We start from the raw sequence: 18,456 nt of genomic DNA, 5'->3' as shown, positions 1-18,456 counted from the left end.
GGGACGCAAAGTCCCCTGAAGGTTCTCGACGGGCAGGCTCACTGCAGGAAACTCCCTTGTGCGGCGGCGGCCACGTAAGCGGCCACCGGTACGGGTGCTGGGTGCAGCGCTTCGGCCCCGAACTGATCGCGCACCCAGGCAGGGTTGTAGATAGTGTCCAGATAGGGACGGCCCATGTCCGGAGAGATGGCCACCGCCGTCAGGTCCCGGGCCTCGTGGTCCGCGAGCCACGACACAGCGCCGTGGACCACGGTCCCGGTCGAGCCACCGAGCATGAAACCGGAAGCCGCCAGGCGGTGGCAGGCGCGCACCGTGTCCAGTTCCTCGACCATCACCACATCATCGATCAAGGACTCGTCGAGCTGCGGCGGCCGCACGCTCATGCCCAGTCCCGGGATCAGGCGGGTAGCCGGCTCGCCGCCGAACGACACCGAACCTGCCGCGTCGACCGCGACAATCCGGACATCGGGCCGGTGCTCACGGAAATACCGCGCGCAACCCATCAAGGTCCCCGTTGTCCCGGCACCCACGAACAACACGTCCAGGTCCGGGAACTCATTGGAGATCTCGGGGGCAGTCCAGCGGTAATGCGCCCCCCAGTTGCCGGGATTGGTGTACTGATTGAGCCAGATGTACCGCTCATCAGACGCGCACAGGTCCCGCACGTGGTTGAGCCGGGCTCCGAGGAAGCCGTCAACGGGATCCGGTTCGGTGACCAGGTCCACCTGCGCCCCGAGCGACTCCATCAGCTGCCGGGTTGCCGGGTTGCAGCGCGGATCGATCACACACACGAAGCGGTATCCCTTGCTGGCCGCGATCATGCTGAGCGCGACGCCGAGGTTGCCCGAGGAGGACTCCACCAGGATGGAGCCGGGGCCGATCAGCCCCTCCCGCTCGGCGCGCTCGACCATCTCCCGCGCGGGCTTGAGCTTAATGGAGCCGGCGTAATTGAACCCTTCGATCTTCAGATAGAGGCGGCGGGCTAGCACCCCTTCCAGATCAACGAACAGGCTCTGCTCGTTAAACAGGTGCGGATCCTTGATAATCGGCATGTTCTTCCTCGTTCCCCTGCCATGAGCCTGGCCAGGGTTGGGGATGTTCCTGCCAGCTTGTGTGTAATGGGTGGTTGTGTTTGAAGGGTGACGGACATCTGCGTCCGGACCAGGTTCACTTTTCAGAACAGCCGCGCAGAGCGGCACGAACGGAACACTGCGGCCACCGGAATGGCCGTTGGTGGCCGAGGTCGTCGCGATCTTTCCTGAGGGCCTTATTCGCCGAATCTGTCCTTTGATCCGGTAAATCAATAGTGCGGTCTCGTTGTGGTGCGCGCTTCCGTGCTGGCACGGTTTGGGGACTTGTATCTCTTAGGCAACCCCCTGTTGAGGCCAGGGGGCTATCGATTATTGGCCTTGGGAGTTCCAGTGTCCGCACGACCCTCACCGAGGAGACTGCCCAGGCCTGGCACCGGGGACCGGCTCCGCGACGCGCTGATGGCTGGCCGCAATCGGTTCAGGACGGGCCGGCGGAGGCTGCTCCTTATTCGGTGTCTTTTGGTGACTGGGTCCACCGGATCCGCGGCGCTGCCCCTGCCCTATGGGCAGATCCACAAACATGCAGGTCAAAGACCACACCGCCCACAGCCCGACCACCACCATTGGACGTATCCGAACGGCTGCACCAAGATCTACCGGAACAGCGTTTCTGCCAACCCGCACTACAAACGTAATGATCCGGCGGGACACCGCACGCGGAAGCGAAGGTGTTGCCACAACGCCTCCGCCACGGCGGCCATTCGCCGACGAAGAAATCGAGCGACGGGCGCCAGGCGGCTGGCCGACCGCGGGCGGCCACGATTTCCGCTAGCGCTCCTAGATTCGGTCCGGAATTTGGCTGCGTGGCACAGTCGATTGTGGTTGAGTTAGCGACATGACCCGACCGATCGAGGAATACGGCTTCATATCCGATCTTCGCACCGGGGCGCTAATTTCCCGAACGGGCAGCGTTGACTGGCTCTGTTTGCCGAGGTTCGATTCTGAATCCGTTTTCGGTGCCTTGGTCGGAACCGAAAACCATGGCCGGTGGCTCCTCGCACCATCTGGCGGCGAGGAGCGGACCGAAGGGTCCGCGGAAGTAGCGCGGCGGTACAGGCGCTCCACGTTTATTTTAGAAACTCGGTGGAGAACCGGCAGCGGTGAAGTGTTGGTGACAGAGTTCATGCCGATCGGGGTAAGCGGCACTACCTTGGTTCGCAGAATTCAAGGGCTTGAAGGTTGCGTTCTGATGCGCCAGGAACTGCAACTGCGCTTTGGGTACGGAAAGATTCTGCCCTGGGTCCATCGAATATACGACGACGACGGAGAGGCGCTGCTGGCTGTCGCCGGGCCCCAGGCTGTCGTGCTGCGGGCGGAAGTTCTCCCCCACGCCGCCTCCGATTATTCGCATGTAGGGACTTTCACTGTGGAAGCTGGCCAGACCATCGATCTGCAGCTGCGTGCTTTCTCCTCCCACGAGGTTCCGCCGGCGGCAGTCGACGTAGACCTGGCGCTGCAGACGACCGGCACCTACTGGAAAAGATGGTCCAGCAACTACGTCTCGCAAGGTAACTATGACGAGCAAGTACAACGCTCGCTGCTCGTCCTGCGCGCGCTGACGCACGAAAGGACCGGGGGCATTGTGGCTGCGCCCACCACATCGCTGCCTGAACAGTTCGGCGGCCAACGCAACTGGGACTACCGCTATTGCTGGCTACGTGATGCCGCGTTGACCTTGGAAGCCATGATGACCCATGGCTTCCAACAGGAGGCACTGTGCTGGAGAAACTGGCTACTGCGAGCAGTGGCCGGGGACCCGCGCGATCTGCAAATCATGTATGGCATAGGCGGCGAGCGGGAGCTGCCGGAGCGGGTCCTAGGTCACCTGCCGGGTTACGAGGGATCCGGCCCAGTGCGGATCGGCAATCGGGCGGTCTACCAATACCAAGGCGACGTTGTTGGTGAAGTCATGGCGGCCCTGGCGAAACTCCGCGAGCGTGGCGTTCACGAGGATCATTTCTCCTGGCCGCTCCAGAGAAACATGCTTTGGTTCGTCGAAAACAATATCAGCCGTATGGACCACGGCATCTGGGAAATGCGCGGCGAGCAGCGGTTCTTCACTCATTCCCGTGTCATGATGTGGGCCGCAATGGATTGTGGGGTCAAGGCAGTAGAGGAGCACGGGCTTGAAGGCCCGGCCACGCGGTGGTCGGAACTCCGGGAGCAGCTCCGCGCAGAAATCATGGAACAGGGTTTCAACACTGACATAAACTCCTTCACGCAGACCTATGGGGACACCGAAGTGGACGCATCCCTCTTGGTTCTGCCGCAGGTAGGCTTTCTGGCCTACGACGACGAAAGAATGCTCGGCACGGTGTCCCGTTTGGAACACGACCTGCTTGACGGGAGCGGCCTGCTGGTTCGCTATCGAACGGAAGCCTGCCCCGATGGGCTTGCACCAGGGGAATACCCGTTCCTTGCCTGCTCCTTCTGGCTCGTTGAGCAGTACGCCCGGTCGGGCCGGGTACCGGAGGCAAAGAGGCTTATGGACAGGCTCATCGGTTGCAGCAGTGACTTGGGACTGCTAAGCGAGGAATACGATACGACCGGCAGCCGAATGGCAGGAAATTATCCGCAGGCATTCTCGCACCTAACCCTGATCAGGGCTGCCGACGCTCTGAACGGGGCCACTATGGGGGCCGATGCGAAAGGGGCCGGGGAATCACATGCGAGCGCAGGGCCTTCGGGTCTTCCGTCCTAGTGGCTGATTTCCCGAGGGACCCCGGCTCCCACGTCCCGAAACCAGACCGTTCGCTCGGCGCGATTGGAGACGAGCCGCCAGCCGTCCAGGTGGAAGGCGGCGCTGTTCAGTGAACCCTGATACGCCGGTAACTGGTTCACCACGCGTTCCGTCAAAGCTCGCGGGGCCAGGATCTGTGGCATCCCGGGTGTCTCAGCTGGCAGCAGTATCGGGCTTGCCCCGCAGGTGCGCGCCGAGGCCTCTCCTGCTGCGATAGTGGCACGCACGAAGCCGGTGACGGAAACTGCCGCTATCAGAATCACAGCAATGAGGACCGCTTTCAGCATGCGGGCGCTTTTCCGCAGTACCGATGCCTGCATCTCTGCGGCTTCCTGCTTCTCTCGAGCGGCCTGAAGCTCGGCCCGTTTCGCCGCGACTATTCGTTCGTTCTCCCGCCTTCTGGAGGCGATAAGGAAATCCCGGGCAGTCTTCAGGCGGTGGCGGAACCCAGGCTTCGAGGCCAGCACCTCTGCACCAGTCAGCCTGACCCCCTCCAGCAACCAGGCGTTTCCGCGGCGGCTGGTTTCCCATGCCGCAGCGGCGCGTTCAATATTGTCCGCCTCCTTGAGGTCCTGCCGTTCGTTGGCCAGCCAGCCGGCCAGTTCCTTCCACTGGCGCAGCAAGCTTTCGAGAGCCACCTCAACGACGGCATCGCCACCACGGATGTCTTTGACCAGCAGGCGTCTGGCCACCAACAGATCAATCAGCGGCCGGGCCTGCGCCGGAAGGTCCGTCAGCCGCGCGACGCGGCGCATGGGCTGATCATTGTCCGGGTTGATGGTCGCCAGCCAAGGAATAAATGCCCTGTGCAGTTGCTCGAGCTGGGCCTGACGCTCCATGGGTTCCCGCGCAAGCACTGCGTCTATTTCTGTCTGCACGACACTGTTCATGCCGCCAATGGCCTCATATCCGTTCAAGGTCAGTTCCCCTGCCCCTTCGAAGTCGGCATACAGTCGGGCGAGGGTTAGCGAGAGTAATGGCAGGGTGTCCGCACCCTCCGCTGACTCAGCAAGAAGCCGGTCGACTAAATCGGGCTGTACCCTCAGGGGCCGGCCGGCCGCCGTAGCCCGTGCGGCTGGTCCCAGGATGACCTCCTTGAACTGGGCCACAGGCATCGGCCTGAGTTCATTGAAAACTCGGGCGCCGACATTCGCCAGTGCCGGCGCAGTTTGCATCATCTCGTACCGATCCGCCCGGATGGTGGCAGCAACAAACAATGCGGGCCCGGGGCCTCCGTCACCGCCAAGTAACAGTCCCAGGAGTTCCAGAAACCGGGGGGCCTGGGGTCCGGCGTCCACGTTGAAAAGCTCCTCGGCCTGATCCAAGGGCAACACCAGGGTGGGCTGGGGTGTTTCGCCTGTCTCCGTAGGCAGGTGGAAGGCTGCTGTCTTTCTCGCCTCCGCCAGCCAGTCCCGGAGCCGTTCTGCGTCTTTTGCAAGGCAGGCATCCTTGATTTCGGCCAGTGAAGGCTGATTCAATCCCACACTGCGTCGCAACGCATGAATCGAGTGGGCGAAACCCTGCTCCCCCGTCAGCGCGTTGCGCTCGGGGCGCATGATCTCCGACACCACAAAGTGCCGGTCGTCCCGTTTCAGGCGGGGCAGCAAACCGGCCCGCAGGAACGACGACTTACCGGCGCCCGAAGGACCCAGAATCATGAACAGCGACTCTATACCGGAACTGCGCATCCCCCGCAGCTCATCTAAAGCCCTGATAATCTGCCCGTCGCGGCCAAAGAACACTGCAGCGTCCGTTTCCTCCAGCGGCTGCCAACCCCGGTAAGGCGCACGGTTGAGATCATTTGTTGGTGGCCACACAAAGTGTTCCGCTCCGATGCCCGCCTTCTGAAGCCCTCGGCGCAGCCGCTGCAAACCCTCCGTCTCGAATGTGACAAATCGGTCGGCGCCGTCCACCGGAATTTGTGTGCTGGGGCCGTCTCCGAAAAGATCACAGCGCTGCCATTCTCCAGTAACACCCGGTTGCGTCGAAGGCTCGAGCCTGGCGCACAGGATCAGTTTGTTCAGGGACTCGGCCGTCCTGAACTCGGTCCTACATTCGGCTGATGCCTCCCAGTGCCGGGACAGCAGGCAAATCACGGCCTCGCACCGCGCATTGGAGCGTCGAAGGGCTTCCTTCCAACGCTCGCCGGGCTGGATACCGGTTACCGGATCCAGATCGAGAAATATCTCGTCCGTTAGGCCAGCGTCCTGCTCGACCAGCCACCGCTTCAGCGCGATGGCCTGAGCAGTGTCCCGGCTCGAATGGCTCAGGAAGATGCGTGACATGCGATCGCCCCACTACAGCAGTTGTCTCCGCGGAGCAGCAACTTTAGTGAACAAGGGGAAGCTAGGCTTCAACCTCGCCTGTAAATCCGACGGCCGCTGCGTTTCACCCACGGACAGTAATAGTTCAGAGCACGGCATCCAGGTAAGCAGGTGGGGGCTAGTGCGCCGCGCACCTCCTCCGACCGGGGGAGGCACAGGCTCGATCCTCCACAGGCAGTAGAGCGCAGACCTTCGCATGGCGTCAATGGTGCACCCGGGGAGCATTCCACTGCAATGATGGGCGGCACCAGCTTACGAGCCAATCGGTGTCTTCCGATGTATCGCGGTGCGTGTTAGCCTCACCCATATAGTTTCATGCATATGGTCTCACCATACGGTCTGGGTAACCCCTGACCGGCAATGGAAGGGGGCTAGCGGCAATGGGAACTGTGATCTTCAACAGAGAAACCGTGGTGAGACTCGGCATTCTGCATTCCTTGGTCTCGCTGCTCAAGGTCCTGCTTGCGTTCGTCGTCGCGGCCGGCGTGACGGGGGCCAGTAGTCCCGCCCCTTCGCCAACCGCCACCCTCCAAAGCGGCATGGAGGGATCAAAGGCAGCCCTCGTACGAATAGAACTAGTGGCAGTGGCGGAGATCGCGCACATCGACGCTTCCACTGGGGTAGCGATGATTTCCCAGGGTCGGTCCGTCGTGCCGCTGAAGTCCGCCACCGGGATACTGCTTTCTGCTGACGGGGTCGTGGCCACCACTTGGGAGAGCCTCACGGTCGACGAGGATGCTGTCGCTGTCTACTCCGCGAACGAGTTGTTTGCCAACGTGATTCACGTACCCATTGTCGGCAACAATGGGAACCCAGCGATTCGGGGCTCCACGCCCGACCCCCACTGGGGGCCGCACCTTCAACACTGCTACAAGAAGGTGAGTCACTGCATCCTCTTCCGGGTGCCCCAGTACCACGTGCACACCTACACGTCCAAGCCAGGAGACGTCATTGCCGAGTTGCTTAACAAGCCGTCCAAGCCAAACGACGTCGCGCTTATTCGAATAAGCGGAGGTGGTGCGGCACCAACCGCCGCGCTGGCTACAACCGCCGCGGCCAAAATCGGCGGCGTCCTGCTGGGCTTCACAAAGCGTCCCTTAGCGGCGGTTTCTCCGGCTGAGTTTCCAGCTACGGTTGACATGGCCGGCAACCGCATAGGGTTCGCGACGGATCTCGCCGGGCCACTGAGGGACGGCGTGGCCGGCGGTCCGGTAGTCGATCGGTCGACAGGACAGGTTCTCGGTCTGGCGGGTTCGCGCCAACCTGATGGAAAGGCCACGCTCGTGCCGGCCGCGGCCATCAAGGCCGCGTTAGCGAAGGCGGGAATCCAGGTGTCTCCTTCGCGGTTTGACGCCGTTTTCCGTAGGGGCATCGACCATCTCGCGGCAGGCAACCAGGGCGGGTCAGCAGAAAGTGCGCTTCAGGAGTCCTTGACGTATTTCGACTCCGCCTTGGCAAGGAACCGCCTCGCCGAGGCCCGTGCGCAAGGTGCCACGCGCGCTCCGGCGGGCCAGGCACAGACTTCAGAGGACGCCGCCTCGGCGGCGTCGTTGCCCGGGCCGCTTCTAGCCGTCCTCGCGGGCGCCGTGATTCTGGCAGTCATCGGGGTAAGCGTGGTCCTAATGCGGCGGAGGGCTGCTGTCGCCACTGCCCCCGGCGCCGATAGTAGCCCTCCCGTGGCCTCGGGCGCTCCAGCCCCGAAGCCATTGAGGGCTGGGCCCATGGCTCCGAGCCATTCCCGAGCGAGCGTCGAGCGGACCGAGCTTACCAAAGTCGGGGACACCGATGAGCGGGCCGGGCCGGGTAAATACCACTCGGGTCGAACTGACGCGGGAGAGCATTTCAGGCCACCGCAGTCGCCGGCGGCCATGCAATTCGCAACACCACCAGCCTCGAACTCGGGTCATAACGCCAACGACGGCGCACGTCCGGGCGCGGGCGGAACGCGCTATGCAGGGCCGCTTGCACCCCGTGCCGTGAGCGAGGTATCGGCGTTCTGCTTCAGGTGCGGCCGGCAGCTTCAGCCGGAATGGCAATTCTGCGTCGGTTGTGGCCAACGGATCGGATGAATCATGGGTTTGAAGCCCAACTACCTCGATCCAGGAATGGAACTGGCCGGCTACCGGATTGAGTCGATGATCGCCCGTGGTGGCATGGGTGTTGTGTACAGAGCGTTCGATGTCCAACTCAACCGCCCCGTTGCCCTAAAGCTGCTGGCACCAGAACTTGCGGCGAACGACAAGTTCAGGCAACGCTTCGTCCGCGAATCCCGGCTGGCAGCGTCCGTCGACCACCCGAACATTCTTCCTATATACGGGGCGGGGGAATCATCCGGCTTGTTGTACATTGCCATGCGCTACGTCCACGGTACGGATCTAAAGGAGGAACTGGACACCCGTGGCGCACTTCCACTGGCCGAAGTGATGCGCGTCCTTGCAGACACCGCCTCCGCTTTGGACGCCGCACACGATGCGGGGCTCGTACACCGGGACATCAAACCAGGAAACATACTGCTTTCCGACGATCAGGTGTATGGCCACCGGCATGTCTACCTAACCGATTTTGGCCTAACGAAGCGCGCGTCGTCCGCCACGGGTGTAACCACTGCAGGCCACTTCCTTGGTACGTTGGACTACGTCGCTCCCGAACAGATCCGGGGTGACGACGTTGACGGTAGAGCGGACGTTTACGCGCTGGCCTGCGTTGGATACGCGTTGCTGGCTGGCCACCCTCCGTTTGATTACGACGACGACTCCGCCCAGCTGTGGGCCCACATGACGGAGGAGCCACCGCTACTCTGCGCGGAGCGGCCGGAGGTCCCTACAGTGATCGGACTCGCTATTCAGGCCGGCATGGCAAAAGACCGGGAAGAACGGCCCGCCTCGTGCGGCGCCCTCATCGACGCTATGGATACCCTTCGAAGTCTGCCAACATGGGAGCCCGTCGCCGCGAACAGCGTCCCCGCCAGCTCACCGGAAGTACAGCACGCCGCCACGGCACGGCCCACTAAAGCACCATCCGCACGCCATCGAGGGCAGGTCCAGAGGCGGCTACTCGTCCGGTCCGCAAGGCGGGTGAGCCCTTGGATACTTGGCTCGCTGGTGGCCGCGCTCGTCCTGATCTTGGCAGCCGTGCTGGTTCTCCCGCAGGGGCCCTCCGCGGACGAGCGAGTGACCTTCAGCACCAAGGGAGTCCCCTACACGCTCCAAGTCCCCAAAAGCTGGACATCGCGCAGCGGAGCGGAGGGTGACAGTACGGTCAGCGTGCTGTCTCCTGCAGACGTCACGGCGCTATTCGCTGACGAGCCAGACGGCCCTGCAACCGCTGCCCGAACCGCAACCCAGGACCCGGCCAGTGTCGTGGGGCTTACCATCTACCACCAGGCCTCAGTGCTAAGCGCGCAGTCTCCGTCCGCCCGGGTCAGTACCGCCGAAGCACTTCTGCCCGGCACGGACGCCCGGTTGGTTGATCGTGGGACCGCAACCATCGGGGAGGTCAAGGGTCAGGTCATGGAAGGGACACTTCCCCTGTCGTCGTCAGTGATCCTGCAGGTGCGTGTCTGTGTCTTGGAGACGGATAGCAGCCAACTCCTCGTGTTCTTCGCGCCGTCTTCGCTCTTCGAGAAGAACACGGGGGTTTTCGATAAGGTCGCTGGTTCCCTGCGTCGGACAAAATGAGGCGAAGCCATGACAGAGCGCCCGACTCCATCCAGGAGCGAACCCTTGCTCCACATCCACATGGACGGGCACGACTGGCGCTTTCCGCCTTCACACGAAATTGAAATAGGTAGGGGCCAGCACGCCGATGTGCGCCTCAATGACGAGCGCGTCAGCCACGGGCATGTTCGCATATGGCACAGCACAGACGGTTGGTGGGTGGCCGACCAGACCAGCCGAAACGGCACCTGGATTGTCGGCGCAGAGGAGGCCCTCGACCGGCCCGTACCGCTTCATCCCGAGGGCCTACGCTTGCGCCTTGGCGCGCTGGACGGACCTGAACTGCTTCTCACCGCAGAACCGCTGCACGAGCCAGGAAGGCAGCGTGTCCTAAGCGTCGGGCGCTCGCGATCTTGTGACATCGTCGTACGCGACCCGCTGGTGTCTCGACGACATGCCACGATAGCGATGAGCGAACAAGCAGTTCTACGCGATGAAGGCAGCTTCAACGGGACTTTCCTAAACGGGGACCGTGTCGACGGCGAAGCGACACTTCGGGTTGGTGACCAAATCGGTGTGGGTTCCACCACACTGGTCTGGAATGGCGTGCAGATTGCGAGCCCTTCGCCTCATCGTCCAATGTTCAGTGTCCGCCATCTGGAAGTCACCACCAGAGCAGGCGACCCTCTACTCGACGACGTGTCAATGAGTGTGGCCGCGGGCACACTGGTCGCCGTTATCGGCCCCTCCGTCCAAGCAAAATCAGCACTTCTGGGCGCCGTGACAGGACTGCAACAGGCATCCCGGGGACACGTAACATGGAACGGTCGAGATCTCTATGCGGAGTACGCACACATGCGCTTTCTCGTGGGACTGGTGCCGCAGGAGGACATCCTTCACCGTCAGCTCACGGTTCGGCGCGCCCTGCATTTCGCAGCTCAACTGCGCCTACCGCCCGACACGAGCGCCTCAGAGTTGGAGGAGCGGGTTAGCCACGTCCTTGCGGAGGTGGACCTAACACAGCACATGAATCAGCGGATCGACTCCCTATCCTGGGGTCAGCGCAAGCGGACGGCAATCGCTTTGGAGATGCTCACCGCCCCCCAGCTCCTGTTCCTAGACCAACCCACCACCGGACTAGATCCCGGACTGGACAAGCAAGTCATCGGCAGCCTCCGTGCACTCGCTGACGCCAGCCGAGTCGTGCTGGTGGTGACCCAAAGCGTCCCAGTCTTGGACGTGTGCGACCGTGTCCTGGTCCTTGCCCCGAGCGGACGGGTAGCATTTTTCGGGCCACCCGCTGAAGTGCTCCCGTTCTTCGGCGTGGACAACTACGCCGAAGCCTTGGCGGCGTTGGAGGACCAGACGTGGGCAGGCCGTAATACGCTAGCACCTGCCCGGGACACTTACTTGGCGCGTACCACGTCCGCAGCGGTTGCGCTTCCTGCGGGCGACTTGCCCCCGCCGCCACGTGCCGCTCGTGGACGCCAGCTATGGACACTGATCCGCCGCAACGCGGCGGTCGTTGCGGCTGACCGGCTTACCGTCATTTTCCTCATCGGCATGCCAGTGGTGCTGGGGCTGATGGCACTTGCTATTCCGGGCCAGGCAGGACTCTCCGTCAACGGGGCCATTAACGATCTTAAACAGATTCAACAGCGCCTGATCGTACTCGTCGTCGGGGCCGCTCTCATGGGTGCGGCGCTAGGAGTACGGGAGTTGGTGGCAGAACGGCCCATCTACCGGCGGGAGCTGGCGGCCGGCCTGTCTCCTGGCGCATATCTGCTCAGCAAGGTCTTGGTTCTCGGAGTGCTGGTCGCCTGCCAATGCGCGGTCTTCACCATGCTGGTGCTTCTTGGACACCCAGGTCCCGACGACGCCCTCGTGTTGGGTAGCGGACACATCGAAGTTGCGGTGGCGGTGGCGGCTGTCGGCATCACCATGACGGTAGCCGGCCTTGTCGTCTCAGCCTCGGCCACATCGACGGCGCAGACCATGCCAGCACTCCTCGCCATGGTCACGGCGCAGCTTGTTCTGTGTGGTGGGCTGTTTGCACTATCCGGACGCGTCGGCTTGGAACAAGTGTCGTGGCTGCTGCCTGCGCGCTTTGGGTACGCCGCCACAGCCGCGACCACAGGCCTCCAGAAACCGCCCGCAGCCGAAGCAGACCAGCTGTACGACCCAACGGCCCAGCAGTGGCTCATCGACATTGCCTTTCTGAGCCTCCAGGCCTTGGCATTCATCGCATTGGCGGCCTGGGCACTGCAACGATCAGCAACCCGGAATGCATGGAAATAAGTTGCAGCTGACACGCCCGACGCTTTTCTTAGTAGTTCCGCTGACCGGCTAACCAGTCCTGCAACCTCATTCGTCGGGTTCGTAGCGTGAATTGAATCTTTCGGCGGTCATGGCGTAACCGTCGGTGCCGTCTTCGTTGTTGAACACGATGACGTCGCCTTTGTTGTAGCTGGTGCGGCCTTCCTTGGTGGCCACGCTGCCCGCCTCATGGGCAAATTCGGCCCAAACGGGGGTGGATTTGACGTAGGCACCTCGGCGGATCTGGCTGTAGGTGGCAGCGAAGACGTCCGCGTCGACGGTGTGGATGTCGCCGTCGTCGTCCACCAGCCAGTCACCAGGCTTGCATTGCTGCTCGCCGCCCCACTTGCGGTAGCTGAACCCATCGGTGTCTAGGCGCAAAGGAATTGCGACGACGTACTGGTCCGGTAGGCGTCTGTAGCGGCGGAGCTCGCTCATGAGTCGTCCCTTCCGTTTACGCCGGTGGCAGGTCAAAAACCGTACCAAAATCAGTGTCCCGCACATCCCGTGCCGCGGCCAGCCCGCCCAGCCGGTGCAGGACCTCCATGTTGCCCGGCGCATCCATGGCGCTAAGCGCTGTGGTGTCCATCGCGGCAAGGGTTCCGTCCAGCGTCCGCACACTCTCCGGCCGCAGGTCCACGTTATAACGCAAATAACTCATCACTGGCGCACCATTTAGCAGATCGCCCTCCAGCCCGCCCAGTTCCCGATCGATGATCCTTGCCGTTGGGCTGGCGGACATCCACTGGAGCATTGTTTCCTGCTGAACCGCGCAGTCCTGCAGCACAGATTTCAGCGCCCGCAGGGCGTGGCTTGCCGTCAGTTTGGCCTTACTGACAGCGGGATCGGCCGCACCTGTACCGACTGATACGAGCAGCAGCTTGTCTGAACCGGTCTCCCAGCCCACTCGGTAACCTTCCAGAATGGCGTACATAAGGGCCTGAAGTGCAGGGTTGTTGAAAGGACTGGCCCCACCATCGATGAAACTGCCAGTCACCGGGCTCACATTTCGTCCGCCCGTGATGGAGATGGTTTCCGGCCTGAAATAGGACGGCGCGGCGGTGGAAGCCCGGACAACCTGCCAGAGGGGATAGTCTCCGTTTCCCATCCTGCCGTTGTTTGCTGCGACAAAGTACCTGCCGTGGGGGTTGTTGGACACCGGCCAAGGGCTACCGCTGTCCAAGCGCTTGATGACTATCAGCAGGCCGGTCAGCAGCTCGGGACCGCCCAAAGTCGTGTCCGCGCCGAAGACCTCCTTCAACTCGGCAACCAGGGACTGCTCGTCGTACTTAGCCCGCAGAAGAATTTGGCGGAGAAGGCCTCGTTCAAAGACTCGCCGCCCGAGACTGAAGTACTTGTCCGTGAGTTCGCCGACGCTCCAGCCCTGGGCAAGGGCTGCCGCTATGATCGCCCCGGTGGATGTGCCTGCAATCAAGTCAAAGTAGTGGCCAAGACGGAAGTCGTTGCCGGCGCCATGGCGTTCGCGTAGCAGGCCCTCGATCTTCTCCAAGATACCGAGGCTCAAAATGCCCCTCAGCCCGCCGCCGTCGAGTGAAAGAATGCGCTTCGGCGTACCATCACTGAGGAAATGCTGGTCCCGAGTCAGTATTTGGTAGGGCATCTAACACCTCTTCTCGTGTCGAGCTGAGTAACACCATGCTAGCTGGACGTAGATTGCTAAGCAGCGCTGGTGTTGACGCCGCCTTCTTCGGTGCGAGGCGTGGATCCTGGTGCAGGTCCGGCTACCAGGAGGGAACGGCAGCAATTCCGTTCTAACCGGCGTCACATGGAACGGGACGTTCAATCTCTTTCCGGCCAAAATGCGTACTGGCACGGATGCTGACCGGGCCCGCCCGCAGGCAATATCGACATATCAAACGGCAAGGATTAACCGACAGGTTCCATTGCCAGGCCCCAGCAGTCCGAAGGAATGCGCCAATGTTGTCCACAACACCTGCACCGGTCAACGCGATCCGTTTGGCGCTGTGCACGGCTCCGGAGGATCCCGCTATACCTTTGGACGGTGACTGGACCGCGCGGCAGCTGCAGGCTGTGGCCGAGATGGACAAGCGCGTCCAAAGACACCCGCAGCACATGCTCGCCAGGATCGCTCTGGCCAATCACGGGAATACCCCGAGCCTTGAACGGATCAGGACCAGCGTGGTGCGATCGCTCGGAGGCGCTGCGGGCACCCATTACATCGTGGCCGCGCTGCACCTGGCACATCTGGCAATGGCGCTGCCCCATGCGCTGTCCGCCACCCAGCGGTCCCTCCTCTTGGCACCGCTGAAGGCGGCCGAGATGGCCAGGGAAGCCACCGACAACGTTTCAGCGGAAGTGGAGTTCGCTGCCTGATGGCGGCGATTTCCCAAGCCGGAACCACGCGTCTGGCGGACTATTCGTCATGCCCGGCGGAGTCCGCCGCCCCGAAGGTACGTGAGGACGGCAAGCACGCGCCTGTGGTCCTCGGGTTCAGGCCTCAGGTCGAGTTTGAGGAAGATACTTCGGATATGAGCCTCTACGGTCCGCTCGCCCAGAAAAAGTGACTTTCCTATTGCCTGATTGGTGCGCCCTTCGGCCATGAGTTCAAGGACACTCCGCTCCCGGCTCGTGAGGTCATCCCCTGGGGTGTGACCTGCATGTGGGCGGGTCACGAGCCGTGTCACCAGATCAGGGTCGATGGCCGTGCCTCCAGCAGAAACGCGCTGGAGTGCGTCAACGAATTCGTCAACATCAGACACACGTTCCTTGAGCAGGTAACCCAGCCCTTTGGCCCCGTTCTTCAGGAGTGACATCGCGTTTTCCGTCTCTACGTACTGGGACAGCAGGAGAACGCCTGTCTTGGGGTACCTGCTTTTTATGGTCTCAGCGGTCTGGATGCCCTCAACCGTGTACGTGGGAGGCATGCGGATGTCCACCACTGCGACATCGGCACCGTGTGTATCAATCACGTCCAGCAATTTCGCTCCATCGGAAGCCTCGCCCACGACTTCCAGTCCCTCCGACTGCAGCAAGGCGGACAGTCCTCGGCGCAGCAAAGCCGAGTCATCAGCAATGGCAACACGCAGTGTCATGGCAGGTCGCTTTCCGGGTCCGTGGAGAAAGGAAGGATGGCGCGTATTGTCGTACCACGACCATCAGGACTGTCGATTGACAAGGTTCCGCCGAGTGCCGCCGCCCGGTCGGCAACCCCCAGCAGTCCGCCGTCGGGGCCGGGCTGCGCACCACCAATGCCGTCGTCCACTATCTCCATTCGCAACTCTCTTTCACATGCGTCGATGCAGATTCGCACCGAGGACGCCTCCGCATACTTAATGGCATTGGTGACGGCTTCGGCGCAGATGAAGTAGGCGGCCAACTCCACGTGAGCCGGCAGCCCGCTGCATGACCGAAGATCCAGCTCCACCGGCAATGTTGACCGCTCGGCCAGCGCGGTGATGGAGCCCGCCAAACCCCTTTCCCGCAACGAAGGAGGATATACACCCCTGGCCAATTCGCGCAGTTCATTAAGAGCGTCCGAAAGATCGGCCCTTGCCTGCTCGACCAGGCTTCGTAATTCCTGAGGATCAGTCGCGCGTTTGGCCCGGGCGAGCTCCATGGACACCGCGACCAGCCGTTGCTGGGCGCCGTCATGAAGATCCCGTTCGAGCTGACGACGCCGGGAGTCTCCTGCCGTGACGATCCGCTCCCGGGACCGGCGGACCTCAACGAGCTGCTCCCTGAGCTGTTGTTCCATCTGCTGGTTTTCAAGTGCCAAGGAAGTTGCGCTACGCACAGCGGCAAGCAATTGCGGCTGGTCTTGGAGGGCGCCGTCAAAAACCAATGCCCCTACCGGTGTCCCGTGACGCTCCAACACCATGGAGGCGCGCCCAGTTGAACCGTCCGGCAACGGCTGGGGGATTCCCGCGGTGTCGACAAAGGACGCCTTGTCCGGTAACCAACGGAGCAGTGTGAGGGTTGGATCGTGAACGGACCGGCGTAGCGCCGCCACCAGCCTGTCACTCATCGGGGCGGAGCCGACTTCCACCATCAGATCGCCCAGGGTGCCCCGCGCAAACCTGTAGCGCCAAAGCCCCAACAGAACTGAGAGCGGCACAATTGCCGTTGCCGGATACTGCCAGAGTAGCGCCTCGATGGACAAAGACCCTGACAGCTGGATTACAGCCAGCGACACCCAGACGGTGGCCGCCGTCTTTACGATGACCGCAAGCCAAAGCGGCAAGAATGACGACCTGTATGCTTTCGTCCCTGTGCGCCACCGGCCGACGAGAATCACCACGATCGCGACTCCCACCGCGATCTGGAACGTGCGGATCGCATTACCAAGAGTGGTCATGATCTCCGCGCTGTCCCATAGAAGCAGCAGGTTCCGGGAGGTGGACTCCCCCTCCGCAACGTGCAATCGCGGGTCAAAGAACGCCCAGCCCAGAACGGAGGCCACCAGCCAGGAACCGAAGAAGAAACCGACCGCAGCCTTCTCGGCCCTGGTGCGCAGCACTCCCAAGGGAAAGCTGAGCGCCAGATGCAGCAAAGGCGGCTGATACATGAGCGTGAGTGTCACCCCGAGCGTGAAAGCCAGAGGGTCACTGGAGCGACGTATACCCGCCGCCAGCCACAGCCAGCCCGCAGCGCACAACAGGACGCCCGGGTTCCGCGCCGGCCGGCTATGCCAGGCGGTGATTCCGGCCACCACGAAAGCAAGCCCCACGCCTATAAACAACGTCAACTCAAGAGCTGAGAACGGTGCCCGGTTCGGGTGCTCGCCCCATCGAACCACGCCTTGGGCATTCAGGCCTATGGTTCGTGCGGGATCTTGAAGTGCCGTGGGCGACCAGTCAACAGAAGCCAGGACAAGGACAAGGACGCCTGCGGTTACCCCCAACACACAAATGAGCTGGCGTGGAGTCATTACACCTCCCCTCGAACCTGGCCTAAGGGTGGATGCATTACGGTGAAGACCAGATCCATGGCCTCCGCCAATCTCCCTGCTGAGATTCCCTCAAAGAGGACCGCTAAGAGAAGGCATATGGCTAGTTGAGATAACGGAGGGAGCAGGCCAACTCCGTGTTTTTCGCGGGTACTTTTCCTGAGCCCGGGTTGCAAAGACATAGCGCCGCCAACCTAGTCGGCGCTGACTCCGTTGTACCATCGGGTGCCAGGCTCTGCAATACACCTATTCCGGGTCCTGCGGTTGTCTACTAGGTGGGCGGCCCGTTTAGCGCGGCGAAGAAGGGCGGCCGCGCGGACGTGTCGCCACCTTCTGGACCTGCTGGCCCGTCGGCAACGAATCGCGCCATGCGATTTCAGAGATCGTCTTCGGGTCTGGCGGCGAGGATATGACTGGCCCTGACCTGCAGGATGCCGAGCGACTCCTGGATCAGGGGCGATGCGATGCTGCCCCTGCGCACCGCGGCGACTATACGGCGCGCGGGCTTCCCATTGCCAGTAATGCGCAGTCGAACCACGTTTTCGGCACTACGCAGGGGCGCCAGCCGCGGCAGCAGGCCCACGCCCAGCCCCGCACCAACGAAGGCGATCTGGGTTTCCCATTCAACGGCCTCATGGGCAATCCGCGGCGTCACCCCGACTGCCGTGAACGCCGCGGTGAATAGGGCATGGTAGGTGGAACCGGTCGCCTCGGTGATCCAGGGTTCCGACGCCAGCTCTTCGAGCGTCACCGTCTCCCGCGATGCCAGTGGATGGTTGGAGGGAATGATCACGTCCAAGGGATCGTCGAGCAGAACGGTCTGCTCGAAGCGCGGATCGTCCTCACCATAGGTGTCGGACTGCATCGCGACGACAACCGCGAGGTCGATTCGCTCGGCGACCAACAAGTCGAAGCAGCGGGCCGGGTTGGCCTCGAGTACGTGAACCTCCAGTAGGGGGCGTGTCGAGCGCAGCGTGGCGGCCAGCGGCGCAAGCAATTGGGCGGCCGCCGTGGAGAATCCACCGAGCCCAAAACGGGACTGGACCTGGTCGCCGGCCTCCATAGCCGCGGCGCGCAGGCTCTCCCATTCCGCAATCAGGGTGTCCGAGCCCGCCACGAGAAAGCGGCCCGTGGCAGTAAGTCGCACGCCCCGGCCGTCCTTCGTCAGCAGTTGCATTCCAAGCACGCGCTGGAGCTCCCGCAATTGTGCGGAGACGGCAGAGGGAGAATAACCCGTGAGCTCCGCGGTTGCGCCAACGGTGCCGCACCGGGCAAACACCCGAAGTGTTATTAGCCGTGGATCAATCATGCACCCATTGTGCACCATTATCTCCTAAATCTTGCGCTTTTGTTGCAGGTCCATCCTCCTTAACCTCGTAACTAGAAACGCTTCGACAACGCC

Annotated in this window: 12 protein-coding genes; 5 read left to right on the top strand and 7 right to left on the bottom strand. The window is 62.4% G+C overall.

Annotated features, from left to right (window positions below; translation table 11 throughout):
* Window positions 1–38: 38 nt before the first annotated feature.
* Window positions 39–1,052, bottom strand: a complete 1,014-nt coding sequence (gene sbnA, locus LFT45_RS10585) for a 2,3-diaminopropionate biosynthesis protein SbnA (protein WP_236808498.1) — start codon at window positions 1,050–1,052, stop codon at window positions 39–41.
* Window positions 1,053–1,926: 874 nt separating this feature from the next.
* On the opposite strand from sbnA, the gene LFT45_RS10580 reads away from it, so the two are divergent.
* Entirely contained in the window at window positions 1,927–3,792 is a 1,866-nt protein-coding gene (locus LFT45_RS10580) for a glycoside hydrolase family 15 protein (protein ID WP_236808496.1), read from the top strand.
* Here LFT45_RS10580 and LFT45_RS10575 read toward each other — a convergent pair.
* The gene (locus tag LFT45_RS10575) at window positions 3,789–6,116 is read right to left on the bottom strand and encodes a toll/interleukin-1 receptor domain-containing protein (protein WP_236808489.1); all 2,328 of its coding nucleotides are present in this window, start codon (window positions 6,114–6,116) and stop codon (window positions 3,789–3,791) included. The genes LFT45_RS10580 and LFT45_RS10575 overlap by 4 nt on opposite strands.
* A 419-nt stretch (window positions 6,117–6,535) precedes the next feature.
* On the opposite strand from LFT45_RS10575, the gene LFT45_RS10570 reads away from it, so the two are divergent.
* Genes LFT45_RS10570 through LFT45_RS10560 form a run of 3 tightly spaced genes read left to right on the top strand, consistent with a single transcriptional unit; the run spans window position 6,536 to window position 12,109 of the window.
* Window positions 6,536–8,224 (top strand): zinc ribbon domain-containing protein, encoded by a 1,689-nt coding sequence (locus tag LFT45_RS10570; protein WP_236808487.1) that lies wholly within the window; start codon window positions 6,536–6,538, stop codon window positions 8,222–8,224.
* A gap of 3 nt (window positions 8,225–8,227) precedes the next feature.
* The gene (locus LFT45_RS10565; protein WP_236808485.1) at window positions 8,228–9,832 is read left to right on the top strand and encodes a serine/threonine-protein kinase; all 1,605 of its coding nucleotides are present in this window, start codon (window positions 8,228–8,230) and stop codon (window positions 9,830–9,832) included.
* A 45-nt stretch (window positions 9,833–9,877) separates the two neighbouring features.
* Window positions 9,878–12,109 carry an FHA domain-containing protein gene (locus LFT45_RS10560; RefSeq protein ID WP_236808483.1) on the top strand — a complete coding sequence of 744 codons (2,232 nt, stop codon included), beginning with the start codon at window positions 9,878–9,880 and terminating at the stop codon, window positions 12,107–12,109.
* A gap of 66 nt (window positions 12,110–12,175) precedes the next feature.
* On the opposite strand, the gene LFT45_RS10555 is transcribed toward LFT45_RS10560, so the two are convergent.
* A complete protein-coding gene (locus LFT45_RS10555; protein WP_236808476.1) occupies window positions 12,176–12,565 on the bottom strand; it encodes a hypothetical protein in 390 nt (129 codons plus the stop codon).
* Window positions 12,566–12,581: 16 nt separating this feature from the next.
* Window positions 12,582–13,748, bottom strand: a complete 1,167-nt coding sequence (locus LFT45_RS10550; protein ID WP_236808469.1) for a patatin-like phospholipase family protein — start codon at window positions 13,746–13,748, stop codon at window positions 12,582–12,584.
* A gap of 317 nt (window positions 13,749–14,065) precedes the next feature.
* Here LFT45_RS10550 and LFT45_RS10545 point away from each other — a divergent pair, with 317 nt between their 5' ends.
* Entirely contained in the window at window positions 14,066–14,482 is a 417-nt protein-coding gene (locus LFT45_RS10545) for a hypothetical protein (protein ID WP_236808462.1), read from the top strand.
* Window positions 14,483–14,529: 47 nt separating this feature from the next.
* Here LFT45_RS10545 and LFT45_RS10540 read toward each other — a convergent pair whose 3' ends face one another.
* The 3 genes from LFT45_RS10540 to LFT45_RS10530 all read right to left on the bottom strand — a co-directional run bounded on the left by LFT45_RS10540 (window position 14,530) and on the right by LFT45_RS10530 (window position 18,363).
* Entirely contained in the window at window positions 14,530–15,201 is a 672-nt protein-coding gene (locus tag LFT45_RS10540) for a response regulator transcription factor (RefSeq protein WP_236808460.1), read from the bottom strand.
* Complete coding sequence (locus LFT45_RS10535) at window positions 15,198–17,036, bottom strand: sensor histidine kinase (RefSeq protein WP_236808458.1); 1,839 nt, start codon at window positions 17,034–17,036, stop codon at window positions 15,198–15,200. The genes LFT45_RS10540 and LFT45_RS10535 overlap by 4 nt, the downstream gene beginning before the upstream one ends.
* 394 nt (window positions 17,037–17,430) lie before the next feature.
* Window positions 17,431–18,363, bottom strand: a complete 933-nt coding sequence (locus tag LFT45_RS10530; RefSeq protein ID WP_236808451.1) for a LysR family transcriptional regulator — start codon at window positions 18,361–18,363, stop codon at window positions 17,431–17,433.
* Window positions 18,364–18,456 lie beyond the last annotated feature (93 nt).

The sequence above is a fragment of the Arthrobacter sp. FW305-BF8 genome, from assembly GCF_021789315.1.
In the GTDB taxonomy this organism is placed as follows: domain Bacteria; phylum Actinomycetota; class Actinomycetes; order Actinomycetales; family Micrococcaceae; genus Arthrobacter.
This window is presented reverse-complemented; position numbering and strand designations above follow the sequence as displayed.

What these genes read in the sequence shown, in the direction of transcription:
- LFT45_RS10565 (WP_236808485.1), top strand. Translation starts at nt 8,228, where the DNA reads ATGGGTTTGAAGCCCAACTACCTCGATCCAGGAATGGAACTGGCCGGC.
- LFT45_RS10545 (WP_236808462.1), top strand. Translation starts at nt 14,066, where the DNA reads ATGTTGTCCACAACACCTGCACCGGTCAACGCGATCCGTTTGGCGCTG.
- LFT45_RS10550 (WP_236808469.1), bottom strand. Translation starts at nt 13,748, where the DNA reads ATGCCCTACCAAATACTGACTCGGGACCAGCATTTCCTCAGTGATGGT.
- LFT45_RS10530 (WP_236808451.1), bottom strand. Translation starts at nt 18,363, where the DNA reads ATGATTGATCCACGGCTAATAACACTTCGGGTGTTTGCCCGGTGCGGC.
- LFT45_RS10555 (WP_236808476.1), bottom strand. Translation starts at nt 12,565, where the DNA reads ATGAGCGAGCTCCGCCGCTACAGACGCCTACCGGACCAGTACGTCGTC.
- LFT45_RS10540 (WP_236808460.1), bottom strand. Translation starts at nt 15,201, where the DNA reads ATGACACTGCGTGTTGCCATTGCTGATGACTCGGCTTTGCTGCGCCGA.
- LFT45_RS10535 (WP_236808458.1), bottom strand. Translation starts at nt 17,036, where the DNA reads ATGACTCCACGCCAGCTCATTTGTGTGTTGGGGGTAACCGCAGGCGTC.
- LFT45_RS10570 (WP_236808487.1), top strand. Translation starts at nt 6,536, where the DNA reads ATGGGAACTGTGATCTTCAACAGAGAAACCGTGGTGAGACTCGGCATT.
- sbnA (WP_236808498.1), bottom strand. Translation starts at nt 1,052, where the DNA reads ATGCCGATTATCAAGGATCCGCACCTGTTTAACGAGCAGAGCCTGTTC.
- LFT45_RS10580 (WP_236808496.1), top strand. Translation starts at nt 1,927, where the DNA reads ATGACCCGACCGATCGAGGAATACGGCTTCATATCCGATCTTCGCACC.
- LFT45_RS10575 (WP_236808489.1), bottom strand. Translation starts at nt 6,116, where the DNA reads ATGTCACGCATCTTCCTGAGCCATTCGAGCCGGGACACTGCTCAGGCC.